This window comes from Vibrio sp. 1-1(7), assembly GCF_013048485.1.
In the GTDB taxonomy this organism is placed as follows: Bacteria; Pseudomonadota; Gammaproteobacteria; order Enterobacterales; family Vibrionaceae; genus Vibrio; species Vibrio fujianensis.
Genome location: NZ_VHSP01000001.1, coordinates 1,641,244 through 1,661,784 on the forward strand (window position 1 = coordinate 1,641,244; position 20,541 = coordinate 1,661,784).

General features: G+C 42.6%; 13 protein-coding genes. 1 reads left to right on the forward strand and 12 read right to left on the reverse strand.

Going from position 1 to position 20,541, the window contains the following annotated elements; translation table 11 throughout:
- Nucleotides 1-14: 14 nt before the first annotated feature.
- The 4 genes from FKN05_RS07525 to FKN05_RS07540 form a co-directional block, all read right to left on the reverse strand.
- Nucleotides 15-2,816, reverse strand: a complete 2,802-nt coding sequence (locus tag FKN05_RS07525) for a M16 family metallopeptidase (RefSeq protein ID WP_099611750.1) — start codon at nt 2,814-2,816, stop codon at nt 15-17.
- A 53-nt stretch (nt 2,817-2,869) separates the two neighbouring features.
- Nucleotides 2,870-5,308, reverse strand: coding sequence for a TonB-dependent receptor (locus FKN05_RS07530; protein ID WP_170887186.1), 2,439 nt, complete (start codon nt 5,306-5,308; stop codon nt 2,870-2,872).
- Nucleotides 5,309-5,671: 363 nt separating this feature from the next.
- Nucleotides 5,672-7,504 carry a glutamine--fructose-6-phosphate transaminase (isomerizing) gene (gene glmS, locus FKN05_RS07535; protein WP_170887187.1) on the reverse strand — a complete coding sequence of 611 codons (1,833 nt, stop codon included), beginning with the start codon at nt 7,502-7,504 and terminating at the stop codon, nt 5,672-5,674.
- Between the two features lie 95 nt (nt 7,505-7,599).
- Entirely contained in the window at nt 7,600-8,361 is a 762-nt protein-coding gene (locus tag FKN05_RS07540; RefSeq protein ID WP_099611747.1) for a DeoR/GlpR family DNA-binding transcription regulator, read from the reverse strand.
- A gap of 439 nt (nt 8,362-8,800) precedes the next feature.
- Here FKN05_RS07540 and pykF point away from each other — a divergent pair, with 439 nt between their 5' ends.
- Nucleotides 8,801-10,213, forward strand: a complete 1,413-nt coding sequence (pykF, locus tag FKN05_RS07545; protein WP_099611746.1) for a pyruvate kinase PykF — start codon at nt 8,801-8,803, stop codon at nt 10,211-10,213.
- A gap of 193 nt (nt 10,214-10,406) precedes the next feature.
- Here pykF and FKN05_RS07550 read toward each other — a convergent pair whose 3' ends face one another.
- The 8 genes from FKN05_RS07550 to FKN05_RS07585 all read right to left on the reverse strand — a co-directional run bounded on the left by FKN05_RS07550 (nt 10,407) and on the right by FKN05_RS07585 (nt 20,433).
- Entirely contained in the window at nt 10,407-12,254 is a 1,848-nt protein-coding gene (locus tag FKN05_RS07550; protein WP_170887188.1) for a sensor domain-containing diguanylate cyclase, read from the reverse strand.
- A 283-nt stretch (nt 12,255-12,537) separates the two neighbouring features.
- On the reverse strand, nt 12,538-13,236 hold the full coding sequence (locus FKN05_RS07555; protein ID WP_099611745.1) for an oxidative stress defense protein: 699 nt from the start codon (nt 13,234-13,236) through the stop codon (nt 12,538-12,540).
- A 44-nt stretch (nt 13,237-13,280) separates the two neighbouring features.
- Entirely contained in the window at nt 13,281-13,538 is a 258-nt protein-coding gene (locus FKN05_RS07560) for a hypothetical protein (RefSeq protein ID WP_099611744.1), read from the reverse strand.
- 11 nt (nt 13,539-13,549) lie between these two features.
- Nucleotides 13,550-14,413, reverse strand: coding sequence for a small-conductance mechanosensitive channel MscS (locus tag FKN05_RS07565; RefSeq protein ID WP_099611743.1), 864 nt, complete (start codon nt 14,411-14,413; stop codon nt 13,550-13,552).
- Between the two features lie 338 nt (nt 14,414-14,751).
- Complete coding sequence (gene fbaA / locus FKN05_RS07570; RefSeq protein ID WP_099611742.1) at nt 14,752-15,828, reverse strand: class II fructose-bisphosphate aldolase; 1,077 nt, start codon at nt 15,826-15,828, stop codon at nt 14,752-14,754.
- 154 nt (nt 15,829-15,982) lie between these two features.
- Complete coding sequence (locus FKN05_RS07575; protein ID WP_099611741.1) at nt 15,983-17,146, reverse strand: phosphoglycerate kinase; 1,164 nt, start codon at nt 17,144-17,146, stop codon at nt 15,983-15,985.
- 152 nt (nt 17,147-17,298) lie between these two features.
- Nucleotides 17,299-18,324: an erythrose-4-phosphate dehydrogenase gene (epd, locus tag FKN05_RS07580; protein ID WP_099611740.1), complete on the reverse strand. Its 1,026-nt coding sequence runs from the start codon at nt 18,322-18,324 to the stop codon at nt 17,299-17,301.
- A gap of 150 nt (nt 18,325-18,474) precedes the next feature.
- Nucleotides 18,475-20,433: a ligand-gated channel protein gene (locus FKN05_RS07585; RefSeq protein WP_099611739.1), complete on the reverse strand. Its 1,959-nt coding sequence runs from the start codon at nt 20,431-20,433 to the stop codon at nt 18,475-18,477.
- Nucleotides 20,434-20,541: the final 108 nt, after the last annotated feature.

Genomic DNA, 20,541 nt, shown 5'->3' on the forward strand with positions numbered 1-20,541 from the left:
GCTCGACCGAATGGCTAAATCGATGATTCAATATCGCTATCATTAGCAGGCACTAACAAGGCATCGATCCAGTTTGAGGTAGAAAATATCGTTTGAGCTAAAGCCGTTAAGCTCTCCGGCTCCACACCATCAATCCAAGATAAATAGTCTTCTACTGCGGTTAAACTCTCCCCGTAACGAGCTGCCGACTTAAGATAAGCAATCCGTTGTCGATCACTTAAATTATCAGCAACCAAGGCTTGTTTGGTTTGATGGATCACTCGCTGAAGCTCTTGCTTGGTCACGCCGTGCGTTTTTAGGCTTTCAATCTCTGCCAAAACTTGATCTTTTAACTCCTGGCTTCGTTGAGGTTCATGGCTATAACTAATCATGCCAAAAGCTTGATTTCGATGACGATCAAATCGAATGGCAAAACGTACCGAATAAACCCCTCCCGCATCTTCGCGTAACGACTCTCGGAGACGATTACTGATGATACGACTTAATAAATAGGCTTGATCGGCTTGCTCAAGACGGTATTTCATCGGCTGATTGAACAATAAACTCGTGACAGCCATTGGCTCTTCACCAGCGGCAATCCTGATTTGATGACGCCCCTCCGCCAATGGTGGTAATGGAACTGGAAAGTAACGACGTGTTGAAGAAGGTAACGAACCGATATAACGCCTAGCCAGTTCAATGACTTGTTCTGGTTCTGCGTTACCAACAATCACCAGTTGATGACCTGCAGCACTGGCAAACAACTGCTGCCAAGCGGTTAAAAGATCATCGGTACTGATTTGGTGCAATTCATCCAGACTCAATGCTTGTAATTCGGGGTTATGTTGATAACGAATCGCATCAATCGCTGAATTAAATTGCCCGTGAGCACTGGTTAAACGGTTTTCGATACCTCGTTCAATCAATAATTTGCTCGATTGCCACAACGCTTCATCAACCTGTGGTTGTGTGATTTGCAGATGAATATTTTGTAGCCAATTCTCTAATGAGTTCACATCAGAAGAGCCGATAAATCCATGACTGTCTTGGTTAACAAATGTCATGATTTTATTTGCGTAAGGAGCATTAAGCATCTTCAACTGTTGACTGTTTAATCCGGCATAGCCGAACCGGCCCATTTGGCGCAGTTGCATGGCAGGACGACGTAATGCATTGGGTAGATGCGCCGTTCCTCCCCAACCTCGATATTCGATGAGCAACTGGTTCGCGGTTTCTTCGCTTGCTTCAAACCATACTTGGCTGCCATTGTCGAGTTCCCACACGTGAACGCCGCTCTCTTCTCGGTGTGAGATGATTTTCGCAGGCTTAGGCGGAGAAGCCATCAATTGCGACCGGACAGTCACGACTTCTGTTGCTGCTGGTGGATTCGCTTTGGCAACTGTCCAAGCTTGATTTAAGCGCTGTTCTGAAGGCAGTTTATCTAAACTATCCGGATGAATTTGAGCAATCACAATCGGCTGTTGAGTGTGTACCATTTGCGCTAAATGCTGATTAATTTCAGAGACAAGAATGCTGTTAGCCAATAACTCAACCTGCTCAGCGTATTGATGATTATCTACTAAAGGTGATTGCGTTCGAAGACGATTAAACACTGACATCATCACGCGTCGATTCGTCGTATCGCGTAACGAGTCTGCCATTTGTTGATAGCGGCTAATCAAACTATAACGCACCGTATCTAAATCACTTTGACTGATCCCATGTTCGGCAAAACGGCTTAATTGACCAAACATTTCTTGCACGCTGGACTGGTAGTCATCAGTAGTCAACAGGGCCATCAGACGGTTATTACGATATCCGGTGGCAAGTGGGCGAGCCATAGCCATCATTTTACTGATATGTTGGCTCTCGATTTGATACTGCTCACTCAGGCGTTTATTAAGCGCCTGCATCGTTAATTCATTCAGTAATTGTGCACGTAACTCACTTTCTGTCCGAGGTTCTTTGGCTTGTTGCCTAAAGTTGAGTGATAACACTTCCGTGGTAATTTCACTATCGGTGATAGTCTCAAGTTTTAGTTGGTTATCTAATGGCACACGAAGATCAGGCCGTTTAGGTAGTGTTTGTGGGGCTAATTTAGCAAAGTGACGAGCCAGCATAGCCTCGACTTGAGCCTGTTCTGTCGCTCCCACGACAATTAAAGTCATGTTATTGGGATGATACCAATCCTGCCAAAATGCTTTAATTCGACTGGCATCGACATGTCGTACAAGATCCATATCGCCAATCGGTTCACGATCACCAAATCGGCTGTGGTTAAGTAAAATTTGTCGATTCGCTTTACCTAAACGTGACATCATGGATAGGCCACTGCGCCACTCTTCCACCACAACAGGGCGTTCTTTCTCCAGTTCATCAGGATCAAACACCAATGCACTCGCTTGTTGTGCCAACATGTGGAAACCTTCATTCATCATTGATTCGGTATTATCCGGAAGATGAAGAAAATAAGATGTGGTGTAATATTCGGTCATGGCATTAACATCTCGCCCAAAGACCATGCCTAGTTTTTCTTGATGTTCTATCAGCGTATTGGCGGGATAATGTTGTGTGCCATTAAATGCCATATGTTCAACTAAATGAGCGATGCCTTTTTGATCATCCTCTTCATCTAATGATCCGGCATGAACGACCAGCTGTAGCGACACTCTATTTTCTGGTCGTGCATTTTTAACCAGAATGTATTGCAAGCCATTTGGTAGCTGACCTCGAATAAGATCACTACGTTCTTTTAAAGGAGTATCGATTGGTTGAGGTGCTTGTTGACACCCCAAAAAAAATAAGCACGTTGTAATAACAATCAATAATTGTCGCATATTTATAACGGCGCGTTACCGCGCCGATTCCTTGTTCATAGCTAAGGGGAACACTAATTACGTAAGCTGATATTGAACCAGACTTGTCTTCCTTGGTTGTAGTATTCGTTGGGAACCACATTGCCAAGCTGTATCCCGGAGGAAGAAATTACTTTTTGTGTGTTGAGTAAGTTTGTCGCACTCAATCCCAACACAAGATGGTTATTTAACTGTGTTGGTGTCCAATTGACTGACATATCCCAGGTCATTAAGTCATCGAGCGATTGGCTAACTAACGAGTTAACCGTTTCTGATTGACCGTTGATCTCAACCGTTTTCATTCCCTCATAAGCCGTTGTTTTTTTGCCTTGTTGGTAGTTAATACGGTTATTCCATACAACGCCTAAATTTCTCCAATGCATCATTAAATCAAGACTACTTTTAATTGGTGATTGGTAACCACTCACATCCATCGTACTGTAACGAATTAGCTCACCATCCAAGAGTACCCATTCATCCTGAAAACCCCCGCCTAAATCATTACTTTGATCATAATTCGCTTTTACATCACCATAACCTCTTCTTCGATTATGGGCGATCTGCCAATGAGCATTAAACTCTCCCCCAATAAAGGCATAAGGACGAATGGTACTGATTTCTAAGCTGATGATTTGATCATCACTTTTTAGATTATTGTGTAACGTGGCCATCCCATCATTGGCATTTTTTGAATAGGTGATGCCATCTCGTTGCTTACGATAAACGTAAACAGTTTTCATCATAACGTTGCTGACATCTATCGCCCAAGAGGCACTTATTTCGTCCGCGTAAGGCACATCAGCATGGCGAAGAGACAAAGCATCCCCAGAGCTGGAAGAAAGACAAGTCAGATTGTCGCTCCCAACATGGTTGTAGTTACCATCTAGTGGCGTACAATTTTTGTGAGCCGATTGATATTTATTTTGTTCGGCTTTTAAAGCCCAGCCGAGCAGATTAGTACTGTAGTAACGATTTGCTCCAAGCGTAATTCGGTTCGTTTGTTCAAGATCAAAATCCCAGCGAGTTGTGATACGTGGTGAAAACACCGTACGATCAAAACCACCAATACGATCAACACGTCCGCCAAGCTTCATGCCCCAACGGTGCCACTGCATATTATTCTCGGCGAATAAGCCGTAGTGTGCTTCCGAAACATGGTAGTCAGCCGCAAAGTAGCGCGTCAGTTTGGTAATTTTAGGATTACCAGGTACCATTTCTTGATATTGATACACCATATGCTCATTAGGCCGTACGACTTGACCTTTTTGCTGGTTTAATTCAGCACCAAATGTAAAGAGGTGCTCTGTTTCGCCGAAATAGATAGGCGTCGCATAGAAGGTCGATTTTAATTGATAGCTGTCTTGCTCTTGGGTCAGATCACCATACCCCCCTTGGTTATAAGCAATAAGCTCACCATTTTCTCGCTTAAAAACCGATTTAAAGTAGTTGGCATCAGATGCACGCTCATCAACCAATCGATCATAGGCAAATGCGTTTTTCCATACCCCAAACTCTGACGCATGCTCTAACTTAAACGATCCCCCTATGCCTTGATGCTTATTGGTCGATTCACTATTTTCCTGCGCAGCTTTATCATTTAGTGCATCATTCATAAAATGATTACTTTGATGATACGCATAACGAAAATCAGTGGTTGCTTTCCAATTAGCCCGTTGCCAAATATGAGTGATGAATAAATTATTCATGCTTTGATCGACATCTTTACTATTCGCAAGTGGAATATCTGACTCTTGGCGGCTGATATTAAGCGCGAGTTGCTGGGTCTCACTAATCGCACCACTCATATGCAATGCATGCATGCGCTTTTGAAAGTTAGGCTGGTATTTCCCCGAACCATCAATAGGCGTTCCATACGAATCTTGAAAGTTTTTGCCTACCTTTTGTGCTGCATTCCAGGCACTATCATTCATACGGTAGCTATAATCGACGGTGAATTTCTCTTTTGGTTGACGCAGTTCAACATTAATGACACCGCCGGTAAATCCACCATGTTCGGCACTAATGTCATGGTCAAAAACTTCAACACTGTCAATTAACGTGGTATCAACAAAATAACCTGACGAGTGTCCTGAAGATAATTCAGTAGGAAGATCCGATTGATTAGCAAACGTCGTAATATTATTAACCCCAACGCCACCAATGGTATATTTTGTCTCGTGAGGTCTAGCTCCTGATAAGGATATTTCATCCGGCCTTAGCGTTCCCCCTTGCATCGCCGTTTGAGCATCATTAATACCGATACGAGGCTGATGTTTTAATAATTCTGACAATGTCGGGTTTGTCTTCGGTAATTGCTCAAGCTCAATGTGCTCTAACGTTACCCCTGAACCCACTACAACCATCACTTCTTGAGCGGGAGGCGCTTCATTTTCAGCATATGCCGAAAATGAACTGCCATATAAAGATACAAAGATAGCCATCCCGATCGGAGATAGCCGATGATAAACATTCATAAATCCTACTGCTTTAATTCAAAATATAGAAAGATCAGTGAATTGGGGCATCCCAGTCACACATCAAAGTTTATGATAATTATTATCATTAATATTAACTTTTAGTGATATTGGAAATCAAGCCCGTTATGGTAACTAGCGTGATTTGATTGAAGAAAAATTAATCAAAATCAATAAACCATATCATTAACAAGGTTATTAGCAGCAATTGGAGGCTAAAGACATCATTCAGATGGTTACTGACTAAGGGAATGATTGGGATGGATACTCTGGGTATGAGACGTGAATGCAACAGTCAAAAACTGCGGTAAAAAATGGCGGAACACTGAGGTTTACCGCCATTTTTGCAATCAATATAAGCGGTTACTCAACCGTAACCGCTTTGGCTAGATTACGAGGTTGATCAACGTCAGTTCCTTTGATTAACGCAACATGATAAGAGAGTAACTGCATAGGTAAGGTATAGTAGATCGGAGCGGTAATTGCACTGACAGATGGCATGGTAATGATCTTCATTGTCTCATCAGCTTCAAAACCAGCATCTTGATCAGCAAAAACATATAACAGCCCACCACGCGCTCGTACTTCTTCAATATTAGACTTCAGTTTTTCTAACAGATCATTGCTGGGCGCGACCACCACAACGGGCATGTCCGCATCTATCAAAGCTAATGGCCCATGTTTTAACTCACCAGCAGCATAAGCTTCCGCATGAATATAAGAGATTTCTTTGAGCTTCAATGAAGCTTCCAAGGCTATCGGATAAAATTCACCGCGCCCTAAAAAGAGTGTGTGGTGCTTATCAGCAAAATCTTCTGCAATCGCTTCTATTTGTTTTTCGCAGGCAAGCGCTTGTTCTATTTGTTTTGGTAAGGCATGTAAAGCCTGCACAATCTCTGATTCTTGTTCGCTATCAATCACCTTTTTTTGCTTGCCAAGTGCCGTGACCAGCATAAGTAAAGCAGACAGTTGCGTGGTAAAAGCTTTGGTTGAGGCGACGCCAATTTCGATGCCCGCCCGAGTCATAAAGGCAAAATCAGATTCTCGTACCAGTGAAGAGCCTGCAACATTACAAATGGTCATTGCGGCCATGTAACCTTTTTCTTTGGCGAGACGTAACGCTGCTAAAGTATCTGCCGTTTCACCAGACTGAGACAGGGTAATCAATAGACTCTTCGGACGCGTGACAAATTTGCGGTAACGAAATTCAGAGGCAATCTCAACATCGCAACTAACTCCAGCAAGCGCCTCAAACCAATAGCGGGCCGTCATCCCTGCGTTGTAAGAGGTACCGCACGCCACAATTTGAACGTGTTCAACTTGACTTAAGATCTCTGCTACATGTACTCCAATACTTTCGGTGATTACGGTATCGTGACTGATCCGCCCTTCCATTGTATTGAGTAAAGCGGTCGGCTGTTCGAAGATCTCTTTCTGCATAAAATGGCGATATTTACCTTTATCTCCAGCGTCATGCTCGGCATTAGATTCAATAATCTCGCGTACCACGGGTTCGCCATTAGCAGCAAAAACATTCACTTCTCGGCGGGTAACTTCAGCGACATCCCCCTCTTCAAGATACATAAAACGACGAGTCACGCTCAGCAATGCCAATTGATCGGAGGCGAGGAAGTTTTCCCCAACACCAAAACCGATCACAATCGGACTACCGGAACGAGCGACCGCGACTCGACTAGGATCGTTACGATCCAACACCACGGTGCCGTAAGCGCCTTCTAATTGTTTAACCGCTTTCTGTAATGCCTCAATTAACGTATTCGATGTGCGACGCTCCCAATCAACTAAATGGGCGATCACTTCTGTATCCGTTTGTGATTCAAAAACATATCCTCGCTCACGTAAGCAATCGCGTAGCACTTGGTGATTCTCAATAATGCCATTATGAACGACCGCAATATCACCAGACATGTGAGGATGAGCATTAATCTCAGATGGCTCTCCATGGGTTGCCCAGCGAGTATGGGCGATTCCCGTTCCGCCAGAAACATGCGCCGCTTCTACAGCATCGGCTAACTCTTGTACTTTACCTAGGCGACGAATTCGAGTCAGTTGATTGTGTTCATCAACTACAACGACTCCTGCTGAGTCGTAACCTCGATACTCCAACCGACGTAAACCTTCGACTAGAATCTCTGCTACATCTCGCTGCGCTACCGCACCCACAATTCCACACATAAAAACTCCATAATTGTTATTAATTTTTGATCGCTAGCCCGAGGCTGCAAGCAAAGGCCATTTAGCGGGCTAACGTCAAGGTAATAAGGCTTGATTTAAGCTCGAATCACTCGAACTTGATGAGATTCAATCTTTTTGGTGTATTCATCACTGAGATCACGATCAGTGACCAATACATCAATACGTTGCCAAGCCAGTTCCAAATTTGGGATTTTCCTTGCCACTTTATCGGACTCAACCATCACGATCACTTCTCGGGAAACATCCGCCATCACTTGGCTTAAGCCGGTTAATTCATTAAAGGTCGTGGTGCCACGCTCAAGATCAATGCCATCCGCACCGATAAAAAGTTGATCAAAATCGTAAGAGCGCAGGACAGATTCAGCCACTTTGCCTTGAAAAGATTCAGAATGGGTATCCCAGGTTCCACCGGTCATAAGTAACGTCGGTTCACTTTCCAAGTCGTTGAGCGCGTTGGCGACATGCAATGAGTTAGTCATCACCACCAGACCTCGTTTGTCATTTAATTGCTGAATAAGCGCCGCCGTTGTGCTGCCGCTATCAATGACTATCCGATGATGATCTTTAATTAATTTTGCTGCCGCTTTCGCTAACGAAACCTTTCGAACCGAAACTTTTTCATTAAGTTCATCTGCCATCACCTCTTTAGGAAGAGCAATAGCACCACCATAGCGACGTAGGAGTAAACCATTCATCTCTAAAGACGCAAGATCCTTTCTAATGGTGACTTCTGATGTTTTAAATTGAGTAGACAATGCTTCGACACTCACCTCTCCTTGCTCGCTAACTAAGCAGGCAATGGCGTGTCGTCTTACTTGAGTGTTTCGTTTAGACATGTTTTTAGATAAATAAAATTTCGATTCGAAACCAATTATAATCACTTCGAAACATAAGCGTCTATTTATTTCGATCTAAAAAATTAATATTTAGCGCTAAAACCTTGTTCTAAGACAAATCTTAAATCGTGATATTCGCTTCATTAGATGATAGAATTCACACCCGAAAAGAAAATAAATTACAGAAATTAGTAAAACATTGTGTCAACAATCGCGACTTTAAGGCGATAAGTTGGCACTTTTTGAAATTTAACATCAGACAAATAGTCATAAAATGACTAAATCTGCTGAAAGACTTTCAGCTTTAAGATGACATATTCGTGAATAAAACTTGGCAATTGAGACGAAAAACTTGCCCTCCGAGATCATTTTAAAGCTCAGCATTACACTAAATTAAACTTTAAATTCATCCTAATTTATTTACCGGAGATACCTTTCCATGAAAAAGACCAAAATCGTTTGTACGATTGGCCCTAAAACTGAATCTGTAGAGAAGTTAACTGAACTGGTTAACGCAGGTATGAACGTTATGCGTTTAAACTTCTCTCATGGCGACTACGTTGAACACGGCACTCGTATCGCAAACTTCCGTAAAGTCATGGAAGCCACCGGTCAGCAACTCGCGATTCTGTTAGATACTAAAGGCCCTGAAATCCGTACCATCAAACTTGAAAATGGTGAAGATGTTGATCTGGTGGCAGGTCAAGAGTTCACTTTTACAACCGACACATCGGTTGTGGGTAACAAAGATATTGTTGCGGTCACTTATCCAGGCTTTGCTCAAGACTTGACAGCCGGTAACACAATTTTAGTGGATGACGGTTTGATTGAAATGGAAGTCATCTCAACCACCGCAACTGAAGTAAAATGTAAAGTACTCAACAACGGTGCATTAGGTGAAAATAAAGGTGTCAACCTACCAGGAGTATCCGTTAACCTTCCAGCACTGTCAGAAAAAGACAAAAATGATCTGAAATTTGGTTGTGAACAAGGTGTTGATTTCGTTGCTGCATCTTTCATTCGTAAAGCGTCTGATGTGAAAGAAATCCGTGAAGTACTCACAGCTAACGGTGGCGAAAACATCCAAATCATCTCTAAAATCGAAAACCAAGAAGGTGTCGATAACTTTGATGAAATTCTTGAGCTGTCTGACGGCATCATGGTTGCTCGTGGTGATCTAGGTGTTGAGATCCCAGCAGAAGAAGTTATTTTTGCTCAGAAAATGATGATCGAAAAATGTAACCGCGCACGTAAAGTAGTGATTACAGCCACTCAAATGCTAGATTCAATGATCAAAAATCCTCGTCCAACTCGTGCAGAAGCGGGTGACGTTGCGAATGCGATCATGGATGGTACTGATGCTGTTATGCTATCGGGTGAAACAGCTAAAGGTAAATACCCCGTTGAAGCGGTGACGATTATGGCACAGATCGCTGCTCGTACCGATGCCGCTCTTAAGGCTGAACTCGGTTCACGCTTAGACAGCCCTCGCCTACGTATTACTGAAGCCGTTTGTAAAGGCGCGGTAGATACGGCTGAAAAACTAGCAGCACCATTAATTGTCGTTGCAACAGAAGCGGGTAAATCAGCTCGTTCAGTACGTAAGTACTTCCCAACGGCAAACATCATTGCGGTAACAACCAACAAAAAAACGGCTGCTCAGCTCGTGCTTAGCAAAGGTATCGTTCCTGTTGTAGTTGATTCGATTGAAAGTACTGATGATTTCTACCACTTAGGTAAAGAAATTGCGTTAACATCAGGCTTAGGTAAGAAAGGTGACATCGCTGTCATGGTTTCTGGTGCATTGGTTGCTTCAGGTACCACAAATACCGCTTCGGTACATGTGCTGTAATTTGTAATTTATTGAGTGTCAAAAGTGATCAAATCGGGGCTAACGCCCCGATTTTTTTATTATTTAACTTTGATCACCAGCCAACAAACGCTTGATACAACGTCCTTGCGACTCGAAGCGACCACTCGCCCGCTGTTGGCCACTAACTATTCAGCAGTAATAGCGCATTTTATCCTAATCAGCAAAATACAAACTAAGCAATATCGTCGTTGCTACGACAAATCGCAACTTGATTACGTCCCGATGTTTTTGCTTCATACAGCGCAATATCAGCGCATTTATACGAACGGGTAATATCCTTGCTCAAGTCAGTGACTCCGGCACTGATCGAAACAGAAAGACTCTCTTGCGATGCGATTGATTTTCTCAACTCTTCAATAATTAAATAGCCATCTTCGAGCTGAGTATGGGGCATGATTACGGCAAATTCTTCTCCGCCGATTCGAGCAATAAAATCGCTAGTTCTTAATTGGATCAGCATTTGATGCGCAATCCCTTTAATTACTCGATCGCCTTGATCATGACCTTGCTCGTCATTAATTCGTTTAAAAAAATCAATATCAAGTAGAGCTAAGCAGGTATGATGTCCATCATCACGTCCAATCAACTGGCTTTGAATACGTAACTCTTGTTCAAATTTACGACGGTTCCATATATGCGTTAAACCATCTTTCTCACTCAGTTCCCGTAGTTTGTTCTCTAAAGCTTTTCGCTCACTGATATCAATAATAGAAGTAATGTAGTAGCTGACTTTTCCGCCCTCTAAAATGGCCTGAATGCGGATAATCGTTGTCAACATCTGCCCTTGGGGAGACGTGAATTCAACTTCTCCTTCCCATAAATAGTCGCTAGTAACCGCCTCCAACACTTCCATCACAAACTGAAGACCATGATGAGACAGAAGAACCTTAAGTGCATTACGCCCTAAAGCCCAACTTCTTGATAGACCTGTAATTTTTTCAAATTCATCATTCACCGCCATAACTTGATGTGATCGATCTGAAATCATCACCGCAGATGTACCACTGAGCGCGGCTCTCGCTAACTTACTTTCCATATTTCTTCGATGGTAATGTAATAACATCGAAATGGTCGGTAAAACAAAGATAAGCACCAATAAAAAAACAAAGATGCCTTCTTTAACTAAATCATTCAAATCACGGGCAGCGCGTTGAGATAGCTGATTGGGCGTTAAATCGATCACTAAATAAAATTTACGCTGATCTGAAAGAGCAACTTGATGAAACACAATAAGATGTCCATTCTCTACTCGATAACCGCTGTTTTCTGTGCGCATAGCGTGCCAAGTGTCAGGAAACTGACTGACCAATTGGTCAAAAATAACGCCCGGTTTCATTAAACTATGATGCGCTAACTTTTGAGTAAGATAGAGCCCTTGCTCGGTAACTATTTGAGGGTGTAAATCTTCTTCAAGTGAATAATTGAGCCGATAAGATAATCGCCAAAGATCAACATCAACAACGACGTAGCCATAACGCTGGTTCTGTATAATGATCGGTGTAATTAGTTGTAATGAAGGAATATTACTGTTATCGCCACTGACTACCCAAATACCGACTTGCTCTTTACTTAATTGATTTGCGTAGAGCAGTAGATCCGGTTGTGGATAAATAAATGGTTCAGCTACTGGCGTGGCTCGTTGAGTCACCGATGAATAATCGACTTTTAAACTCACGCCCCCACTGTTATTAAGAAAAAAAATCGAGTTATACCATTTTTGGTTTTCAGCCACTGAGATAAAAATGGCTTCCAGACTCGACTGATTCAATTTACTTTCAGAAAGGGCATAGTGATGAGTTGCTTGTCCGTGACTCAATAAATTTATAACAGAGAAAAGCTGATCTTCAATATTGTTATATTCACGTACATTATAATTTAACTGAATGAGCGCTTGCTGAGCAGTATTCAACAAGCTTTTTTCGGTAACCTGCTGATAACGCTGCGAATAGTAGGCAATAATAGAAGAGGTAATGAGAATCGTGGTAATGAGAAGAAAAATAACAATTCTAGAAAGTCTCATAACCCTATTCAAACATGATGAATTCAATCAAGTTGGTTATTATAGCAGCATTTATTGACCATTGAATATAAAACTACCAGCCTGAATAGACGAAATGAAGTTACAAATACCCAAACAGCTTGAAATTGCAGGTCATCAGCAAGTAAATAAACCCGATACCGCTGGATAAACCTTGTGCTTAGGCTGCCCCATCAAAACGAGCAGCACTGCAATTTCAAATGGGAAGGAGGTAACGGCTATTGCTGCCAAGACCGAATGGATTAAAACCAGATAATGACCAAGGTTACGGTATTAATTTATAGATCACATCCACTCGATCTCGTATTACCAACGTAGAATCTTGATACGTATCATTCACTAATGCTTGCTCACTCATATTTGCGCTACGCATTAACACGGGTTGTGCCGAGATTGCATGGTATTCAATCCGCCATACACTACCAAGCTTAGCGTTAAACCCCGAGGCTAAAGACTGCGCTTTTATTTTTGCGTCCGTGATGGCGGCCATTCTTGCTTGTGCTTGGTATTTTTCTTGTTCACTGACTTTCAACTGCACGTTATCAATTTGATTAATACCTTGCGCCAAGGCTAAATCTAAATATTGATTAAGCTGGCTCACCTTGGTCACTTCTACCGTAATACTGCGTTGAGCGCGGTAGCCAAGTAGCTCAGGCTGACCCGATTTAGGGTAATGGTATTGCGGTGTTAAATAGAGGTTAGAGCTAGAAATAGCTTCGGCCTCAACTCCTGATTGCTTCAATTGTGAAGTAAATTCAGCCACAACGTTATCAACTCTCGCTTTGGCTTGTTCAGCATTCATATTCGTTTCAACGACTTTGACGGAGAATTGAGCACGATCGGGGACAGCTGTCACCTCCCCATAGCCAGTAGTTACAATGTGGGGAAAATTAAACTGTTGAGCCTGAGCACTTACAGCAATCAAGCTACACAAAGCAATCACAAACTGAGGAAACCATTTCATATAACTCACCTTATCTGGATAAATAATGTTCTGCCCGCCGAGTCTTACTCTCTGTCACTCTGGCTAGGCAGAGTGTCATCTTGCCTGATCATAACGAACTGGATGTGAATTTTCTGTGAGTTATTGGTAAGTTGCCCTAACTCGATTTTCACTTTCCCGACGCTTAATCCTTGCTCTTGGAACAACAGTGCTCCCTGTTCTAGTTCTAGTTCTAGCTCCAACGTCACACAAGACATTGATGTATGCGGGGTATATAAACCTAAAAAATAACGAAGGCTAGCCTTCGTTATTTTTTCTGTCATGCTGACTAAGATCAGTTCAATTTGTTTAAATGTACATCCATTTGTGGGAATGGAATGTCGATACCATTTTCGTCTAAAGCTTCTTTGATTTTATGCAATAGCTCCCAATAAACTGGCCAATAATCGGTACTTTTTACCCAGGGACGAACAATAAAATTAATTGAAGAGTCGGCGAGTTGATGTACTTCAACCGTTACTTTTGGCTCTTTTAAAACACGGGGATCTCGCTCAACGACTTCACGCAATACTTGTTTCGTTTTATTTAAATCAGATGAATAAGACACGCCAATCAGTAAATCGACACGACGGGTATCATGACGAGAGTAGTTTACAATAGCACCGCCAATCACCGCTGAATTCGGCACAACGATCATTTTATTATCCGGTGTTTTTAAGATGGTTTGAAAGATCTGGATAGAATCCACAGAACCAGCGGTTCCCGCCATCTCGACATAATCACCCGATTTAAATGGGCGGAAAGCCACAATTAAAACACCAGCGGCAAAATTAGATAACGATCCTTGTAGAGCTAAGCCAACCGCTAAACCTGCCGCACCAATAATCGCAACCACAGAAGCTGTTTGTACCCCAAGACGACCCAGTGCGGCGATCAGCACCACAATAAATAAGGTGTAACGGACTAAAGCATGAATAAAGTCGACCACGGCTTTATCCATCTGTTTACTTTTCAGTAGCTTACTAACACTTCCGGCAATCATTTTAACGACAATATTACCAATAAATAGAATAAGAATCGCCGAAATGATATTGACGCCATACTGAATCAATAGATCAGAATGACTTTGCAACCAAGTATTCACCTGATTAAAACTTTCAACGACTGGTACGTCTATACTTAGAGATTCACTAGCCATATTAAACTTCCCTTCTCATCATTAAAATATTCATATGATTAAGACATTAGCACGGTTAACGATACAATAAACTAAATACTCGCCTCGATCATGCTGATCTTACCAAAATGATTCTTTGAAAAAACGGCTCAACTTCTTAGCGTATGTAATCATTGATATGCTCTTCCTACTTGAAGCTGCAAGTGTTGGCTACGTTCGTTCATCCCAATCACATCGTTTGGGTATAAATCCACCAGATAATACGTTATTTTTTAAGCAAAAAGCGATGCTTTCTCCACCCCTCATAAAAAAAGCCCACTCAATACTGAGCGGGCTTAATCAATAAATAACGACGTTAATTATAATACGTCGATTGCATTAAGATCTGCGAATGCTTTTTCTAAACGTGCCACCATTGATGCTTGACCTGCACGTAGCCATACGCGTGGATCATAGTATTTTTTGTTTGGTGCCGCTTCGCCAGTTGGGTTACCAATTTGGCCTTGTAGATAATCATGATTTTCAGCTTCGTATTTACGAACGCCATCCCATGTTGCCCATTGAGTATCAGTATCAATGTTCATTTTGATAACACCGTAGCTGATTGACTCTTTGATTTCTGCTTCAGAAGAACCTGAACCACCGTGGAATACGAAGTTTAGAGAATTCGCTGGAAGCCCAAATTTCTCAGAAACATACGCTTGTGAATCACGTAGAATTGTTGGAGTTAGTACCACGTTACCTGCTTGGTAAACACCGTGTACGTTACCGAACGATGCAGCGATAGTGAAACGATGGCTAATTGAGATAAGTTTCTCATAAGCATAAGCAACGTCTTCTGGAGAAGTGTATAGCTCAGAAGAATCCATATCTGAATTATCAACACCATCTTCTTCGCCACCGGTACAACCGAGTTCAAATTCTAGAGTCATACCCATTTTTGCCATACGTTCTAGGTATTTAGCACAAATTTCGATATTTTCTTCTAGTGACTCTTCAGAAAGGTCGATCATATGAGAAGAGAAAAGAGGCTTACCTGTTTCAGCGAAGTATTTTTCGCCAGCGTCAAGCAATCCATCGATCCAAGGAAGTAATTTCTTCGCTGCGTGGTCAGTATGCAGAATAACTGGCACGCCGTAAGTTTCAGCAACCGCGTGTACGTATTTTGCACCGGCAACCGCACCAAGAATTTGTGCACCTTGGCCTTCAAGTTTAATGCCTTTACCTGCAAAGAAAGCTGCGCCACCGTTCGAGAACTGAACAACAACTGGCGATTTTACTTTCGCTGCCGCTTCAAGAACTGCGTTGATAGAGTCAGTGTTTACTACGTTAACTGCTGGAAGAGCAAAATTATTTTCTTTTGCTACAGCAAATACTTTCTGAACGTCGTCGCCAGAAATTACACCAGGTTTTACGAAATCGAAGATCTTAGACATGGATTTGATCCTATTTTCTGTCGTTTTAAAAATAAAAACGGTAAGTTTAAATTCTTGCAAACGTTTGCTCACAACTGGAGGTATTCTAACAGATAAAAACCGGCAGTGCAGCAAACAACAAAGCGGGAGATGGCTCCCGCTTATTATTCGATGATTATGCTTTAGCGCGTGTTTCAAGCATTTCTACGGCTGGTAATACTTTACCTTCTACAAACTCAAGGAACGCACCACCACCAGTCGAGATGTACGATACATCCGCTTTAATACCGAACTTATCGATGGCCGCCAACGTATCACCACCACCTGCAACCGAGAAGCCTTCAGAAGCTGCAATCGCTTCAGAAATACCGCGAGTACCAGCTTCGAAGTTTTTGAATTCAAATACCCCAACAGGGCCATTCCATAGAATGGTTTTTGCGCCTTTTAGAATTTCAGCAAGAGCAGCGGTTGATTCAGGGCCAAGGTCGAAGATCATGTCGTCGTCTTGAACTTCAGAAACGTGTTTAATTTCTGCTTCTGCATTTTCATCAAATGCTTTGGCGCAAGCCACGTCAGTAGCGACAGGAATCGCACACTCTTCCATCAGTTTCTTCGCTGTATCAACAAGATCAGCTTCGTACAGAGACTTACCGACATTATGGCCTGCAGCGGCAATAAAGGTATTGGCGATACCACCACCAACAACCAATTGGTCAGCAATTTTCGACAATGATTCAAGCACGGTAAGCTTCGTTGAAACTTTAGAACCACCAACGATAGCAACCATTGGGCGAGCTGGTTTGTCCATCGCTTTGCCTAATGCTTCAAGTTCGTTAGCCAATAGAGGGCCAGCACAAGCGATTGGAGCAAACATACCGACGCCGTGAGTTGAAGCTTGTGCACGGTGAGCAGTACCAAATGCATCCATGACAAATACGTCACACAATGCAGCGTATTTTTTAGATAATTCTTCTTCGTTTTTCTTCTCGCCTTTGTTGAAGCGAACGTTTTCTAGGACAACCAATTCGCCAGCATTTAGCTCGATACCATCAAGGTAATCTTTCGCTAATTTGACTTCGCAATCAAGAGCATCATTTAGGTAATTCACAACAGGTTGTAGCGAGAACTCTTCTGCGTATTCACCTTCTGTAGGGCGGCCAAGGTGAGAGGTCACCATTACTTTTGCACCCACGGCTAAACAGTGTTTGATGGTTGGTAGTGATGCTAGGATACGAGCATCAGAAGTTACTTTACCCTCTTTTACTGGCACGTTTAGATCAGCACGGATAAAGACACGTTTACCTGCTAAGTCCAGGTCAGTCATCTTGATTACAGACATGGTTTGTCCTCTCAAATATTTAAAGAAATTGAAGTTTTTCATCAACTCGGCGATCCTGCCGAGCCTGTAAATTCTCAAGCTACTTACTGATATGGGGAAGAGATCTATTTATTTCAATGCAAAAAATAAAAATATCCCTAAGCATTTAAGCCTTATTGTGCGGCCTGCATTGCCAGTGCCGTATCCAACATACGGTTAGCAAACCCCCATTCGTTATCGCACCAGACAAGCATTTTTACTAGTTGCCCATTGCTTACTCGCGTTTGGCTCCCATCCACAATCGCACTGTGAGGATCGTGGTTGAAATCGATGGAAACTAACGGTGTTTCAGTATAGTCAACAATGCCGTCTAATGTACACCGAGATGCGTGAATAATGGTTTGATTTACGTCATTAACTTTCACATTTGTATTCAATGTGACACTTAAATCCATTGCAGTCACATTGACTGTGGGTACCCTGACCGAAATCGCCTCAAATTTGTTAGAAAATTTCGGAAATATTCTTTCAATCCCTTTATGCAACTTGGTATCCACAGGAATAATGGACTGGCTAGCCGCCCGAGTGCGGCGGAGATCGCCATGATAAGCATCAATGACTTGTTGATCGTTCATTGAAGAGTGAATGGTCGTTATCGTTCCTGAATCAATCCCAAAGGCATCATCCAGCACTTTAATAATCGGTACAATGCAGTTCGTGGTACAAGACCCATTCGATACAATGCGATGTCCTGCAGTCAGGGTTTCGTGATTGACACCATAAATGATGGTATTGTCTAAATCAGCGGCTCCGGGATGAGAAAAAAGGACTTTTTTTGCTCCGGCCTCAATATGTAGTAAACCGTCAGCTTGCGAACCAAACATACCGGTACAATCAAGTACAATATCCACATTAAGATCTCGCCAAGGCAGTAGTGGAATGTCTTGTAGGTGCAAAATTCGAATTCGATCCACTTCACTATGTTCATGGTGGATATAGATATGTTCTTGATCGTGAGAAACTTTTTTAGCAAAACGGCCATGGGTACTATCATATTGCAGTAGATGAGCCATCGCTTCGGGTTTTGCCAACTCATTAACGGCCACAACCCTGATCTGTTGATATTTACCACTTTCATAGATTGCCCGTAAAACATTTCGGCCAATCCGCCCAAACCCGTTAATGGCTACTTTTAACATGAGAGAAGATCCTAACTATTCGTCATCCCAATGTTAACGATTAATACCGGAGGATTCATCTTCTATTTTCAGCTTTCTTTCTAGCTATGATTCACTCGATAAAAGCAAGCCCCCTTGCAAGGAGGCTTGTCAATATTTAGATTTAGAGGCTTAAAATGCCACATCCAGCCCTAGCCAATAGCGGCGACCATCTTCCACATAGCCATACTCGTCATAGCCGACATCTTTATCAAACAGATTATACACAGCCGCTTTCACGGTCGCTGTTGGGGTAAGTGAATAACTAACGCCCATGTCGACAAAGGTATAATCAGGGGCAATCAAATCATCATTTGAAGCGCCACCTTCCGGTTTCATCTCTTTACCACGATAGGTAACTTTAGCCCAACTATTGAGTAACTCGGTAGCTTGCCAGGAGAGATCGGCACTAGCTAAATGTTTTGGCAACTGTAACAGGGGGTTACCTTTAAATGCGCCAGATTTTTGCTCTGAATGGGTATACGTATAACTCACCTTAAAGTCGATATTTTGTGTGACTGGTAACTCGAGTGTCGCCTCGGAGCCGTAAGTTTCCGCTTTATCCACATTCACTCGGTAAGTAGGCACATTTCCCCACTGGTTTGGACCATCGGTACAAATGTCTGCTGGGCAGGCAACACGAGTAATTTTATCTTTAAAATCATTATGGAATACGGTTAACGAAGTATTTAAGCCCGACGGAGCAAAATACAGCAAGCTCAGCTCTTTATTAACTGATTTCTCTGGTTCTAGATCTGGGTTACCGTAGATATTACCGCCACGACTCACCTGCCCCCAGTTTGCGGTAATTTCTCGTAACTGTGGTGCTCTAAAGCCTGTCGAAACCCCACCTTTAATGGTCCAATTCGGATCAAGGTTCCATACCCCATAAGCTCGAGGACTAAAGTGCGAGCCATATTGTTGGTCATAGTCAAATCGACCACCAAACGTTAAAGAAACATTGTCTAGTAACGCCCATTCGTCTTCGACAAATGCGGCCCATTGAGAGTTAGAAATACTTGTCCGATCAGATATCGTATTCGAAGTGAAGTCTTCCAATTTTCCATGGCTGCCTTCAAAACCCAACGTTGTCGTGTGGTTCTCCATCGGCATGACTAAACTGGTTTTAAATACCGTATTTTCAATCGTCATTTTACGGCTATTATTTTTATTTTCCTCATACTGAAGATAACTATCTGACTGGCCAAGGTTGCTCCAATCAGCTTGGTGACCTAATGCAAAGTGAGTACGACGATATTCATTTTCATTATCACTACAGACGCCTCGACATCCAGTTGCCTGAGCCGATTTACCCACATGGTTCGTCCGATCTTGAGCGGAAACGCCCGCCTCAAATTGAAGGCGGTGACGTTCATTCCATTGATAGGTTAATTTTGAGGTCAAATTACGTAGCGACTTATCACCATAGCCGTACTCAATGTCATCTTCATCACGCTGAGTGGTTTGGCCGTAGAGCTGCAATGACAGCGCATCACTTAAAGGGCCCGTTACAAAAAAATTGGCACTCTGCTCGTCTCCGGATTGACGATTTTCTTGAATGACACTGCTAAGCTGGACATTACCTGACCAGTTTTTCTGATCTTTTCGAGTAATGATGTTGATAACGCCGCCGATAGCATCTGATCCATATAAGGTAGACATCGGGCCACGAATGACTTCGATACGCTCTATCGATTGCAACGGTGGCAACCACCCTTGCTCAATTCCTGGGCCATCACTATTTGGCCGAGTTTGGCGCGAAGACTGACGACGACCATCAACAAGGATTAATGTATAGCTAGAGCCCATACCACGAATACTGATGTCGGTTTTATCTCCACCTCCTGTAACTACGACACCGGGGACACTACGTAACGCATCGGTCACATCACGATAATAACGAGACTCCAGTTCATCACGGGAGATCACACTAATACTTGCGGGGGCGTTTTGGACACTCTGTTCAAATCCTGCGGCTGTCACGACAAGAGTTTCATCCGCTTGAACAACCGGTTGAGCATTGACATGAGCACAGGCCAATATCCCTAGAGAAACGGCAATAGAAACTTGAGTCAGGTTAGGTCTAGACATTTACCACTCCATAAATGATAATTATTATTAATTGGAAAAAGGAATTATTCACATTTTCGCTTAATATAAAAGAGGCAGATATGGAATAGTTCAGACCACTTTTGGAAC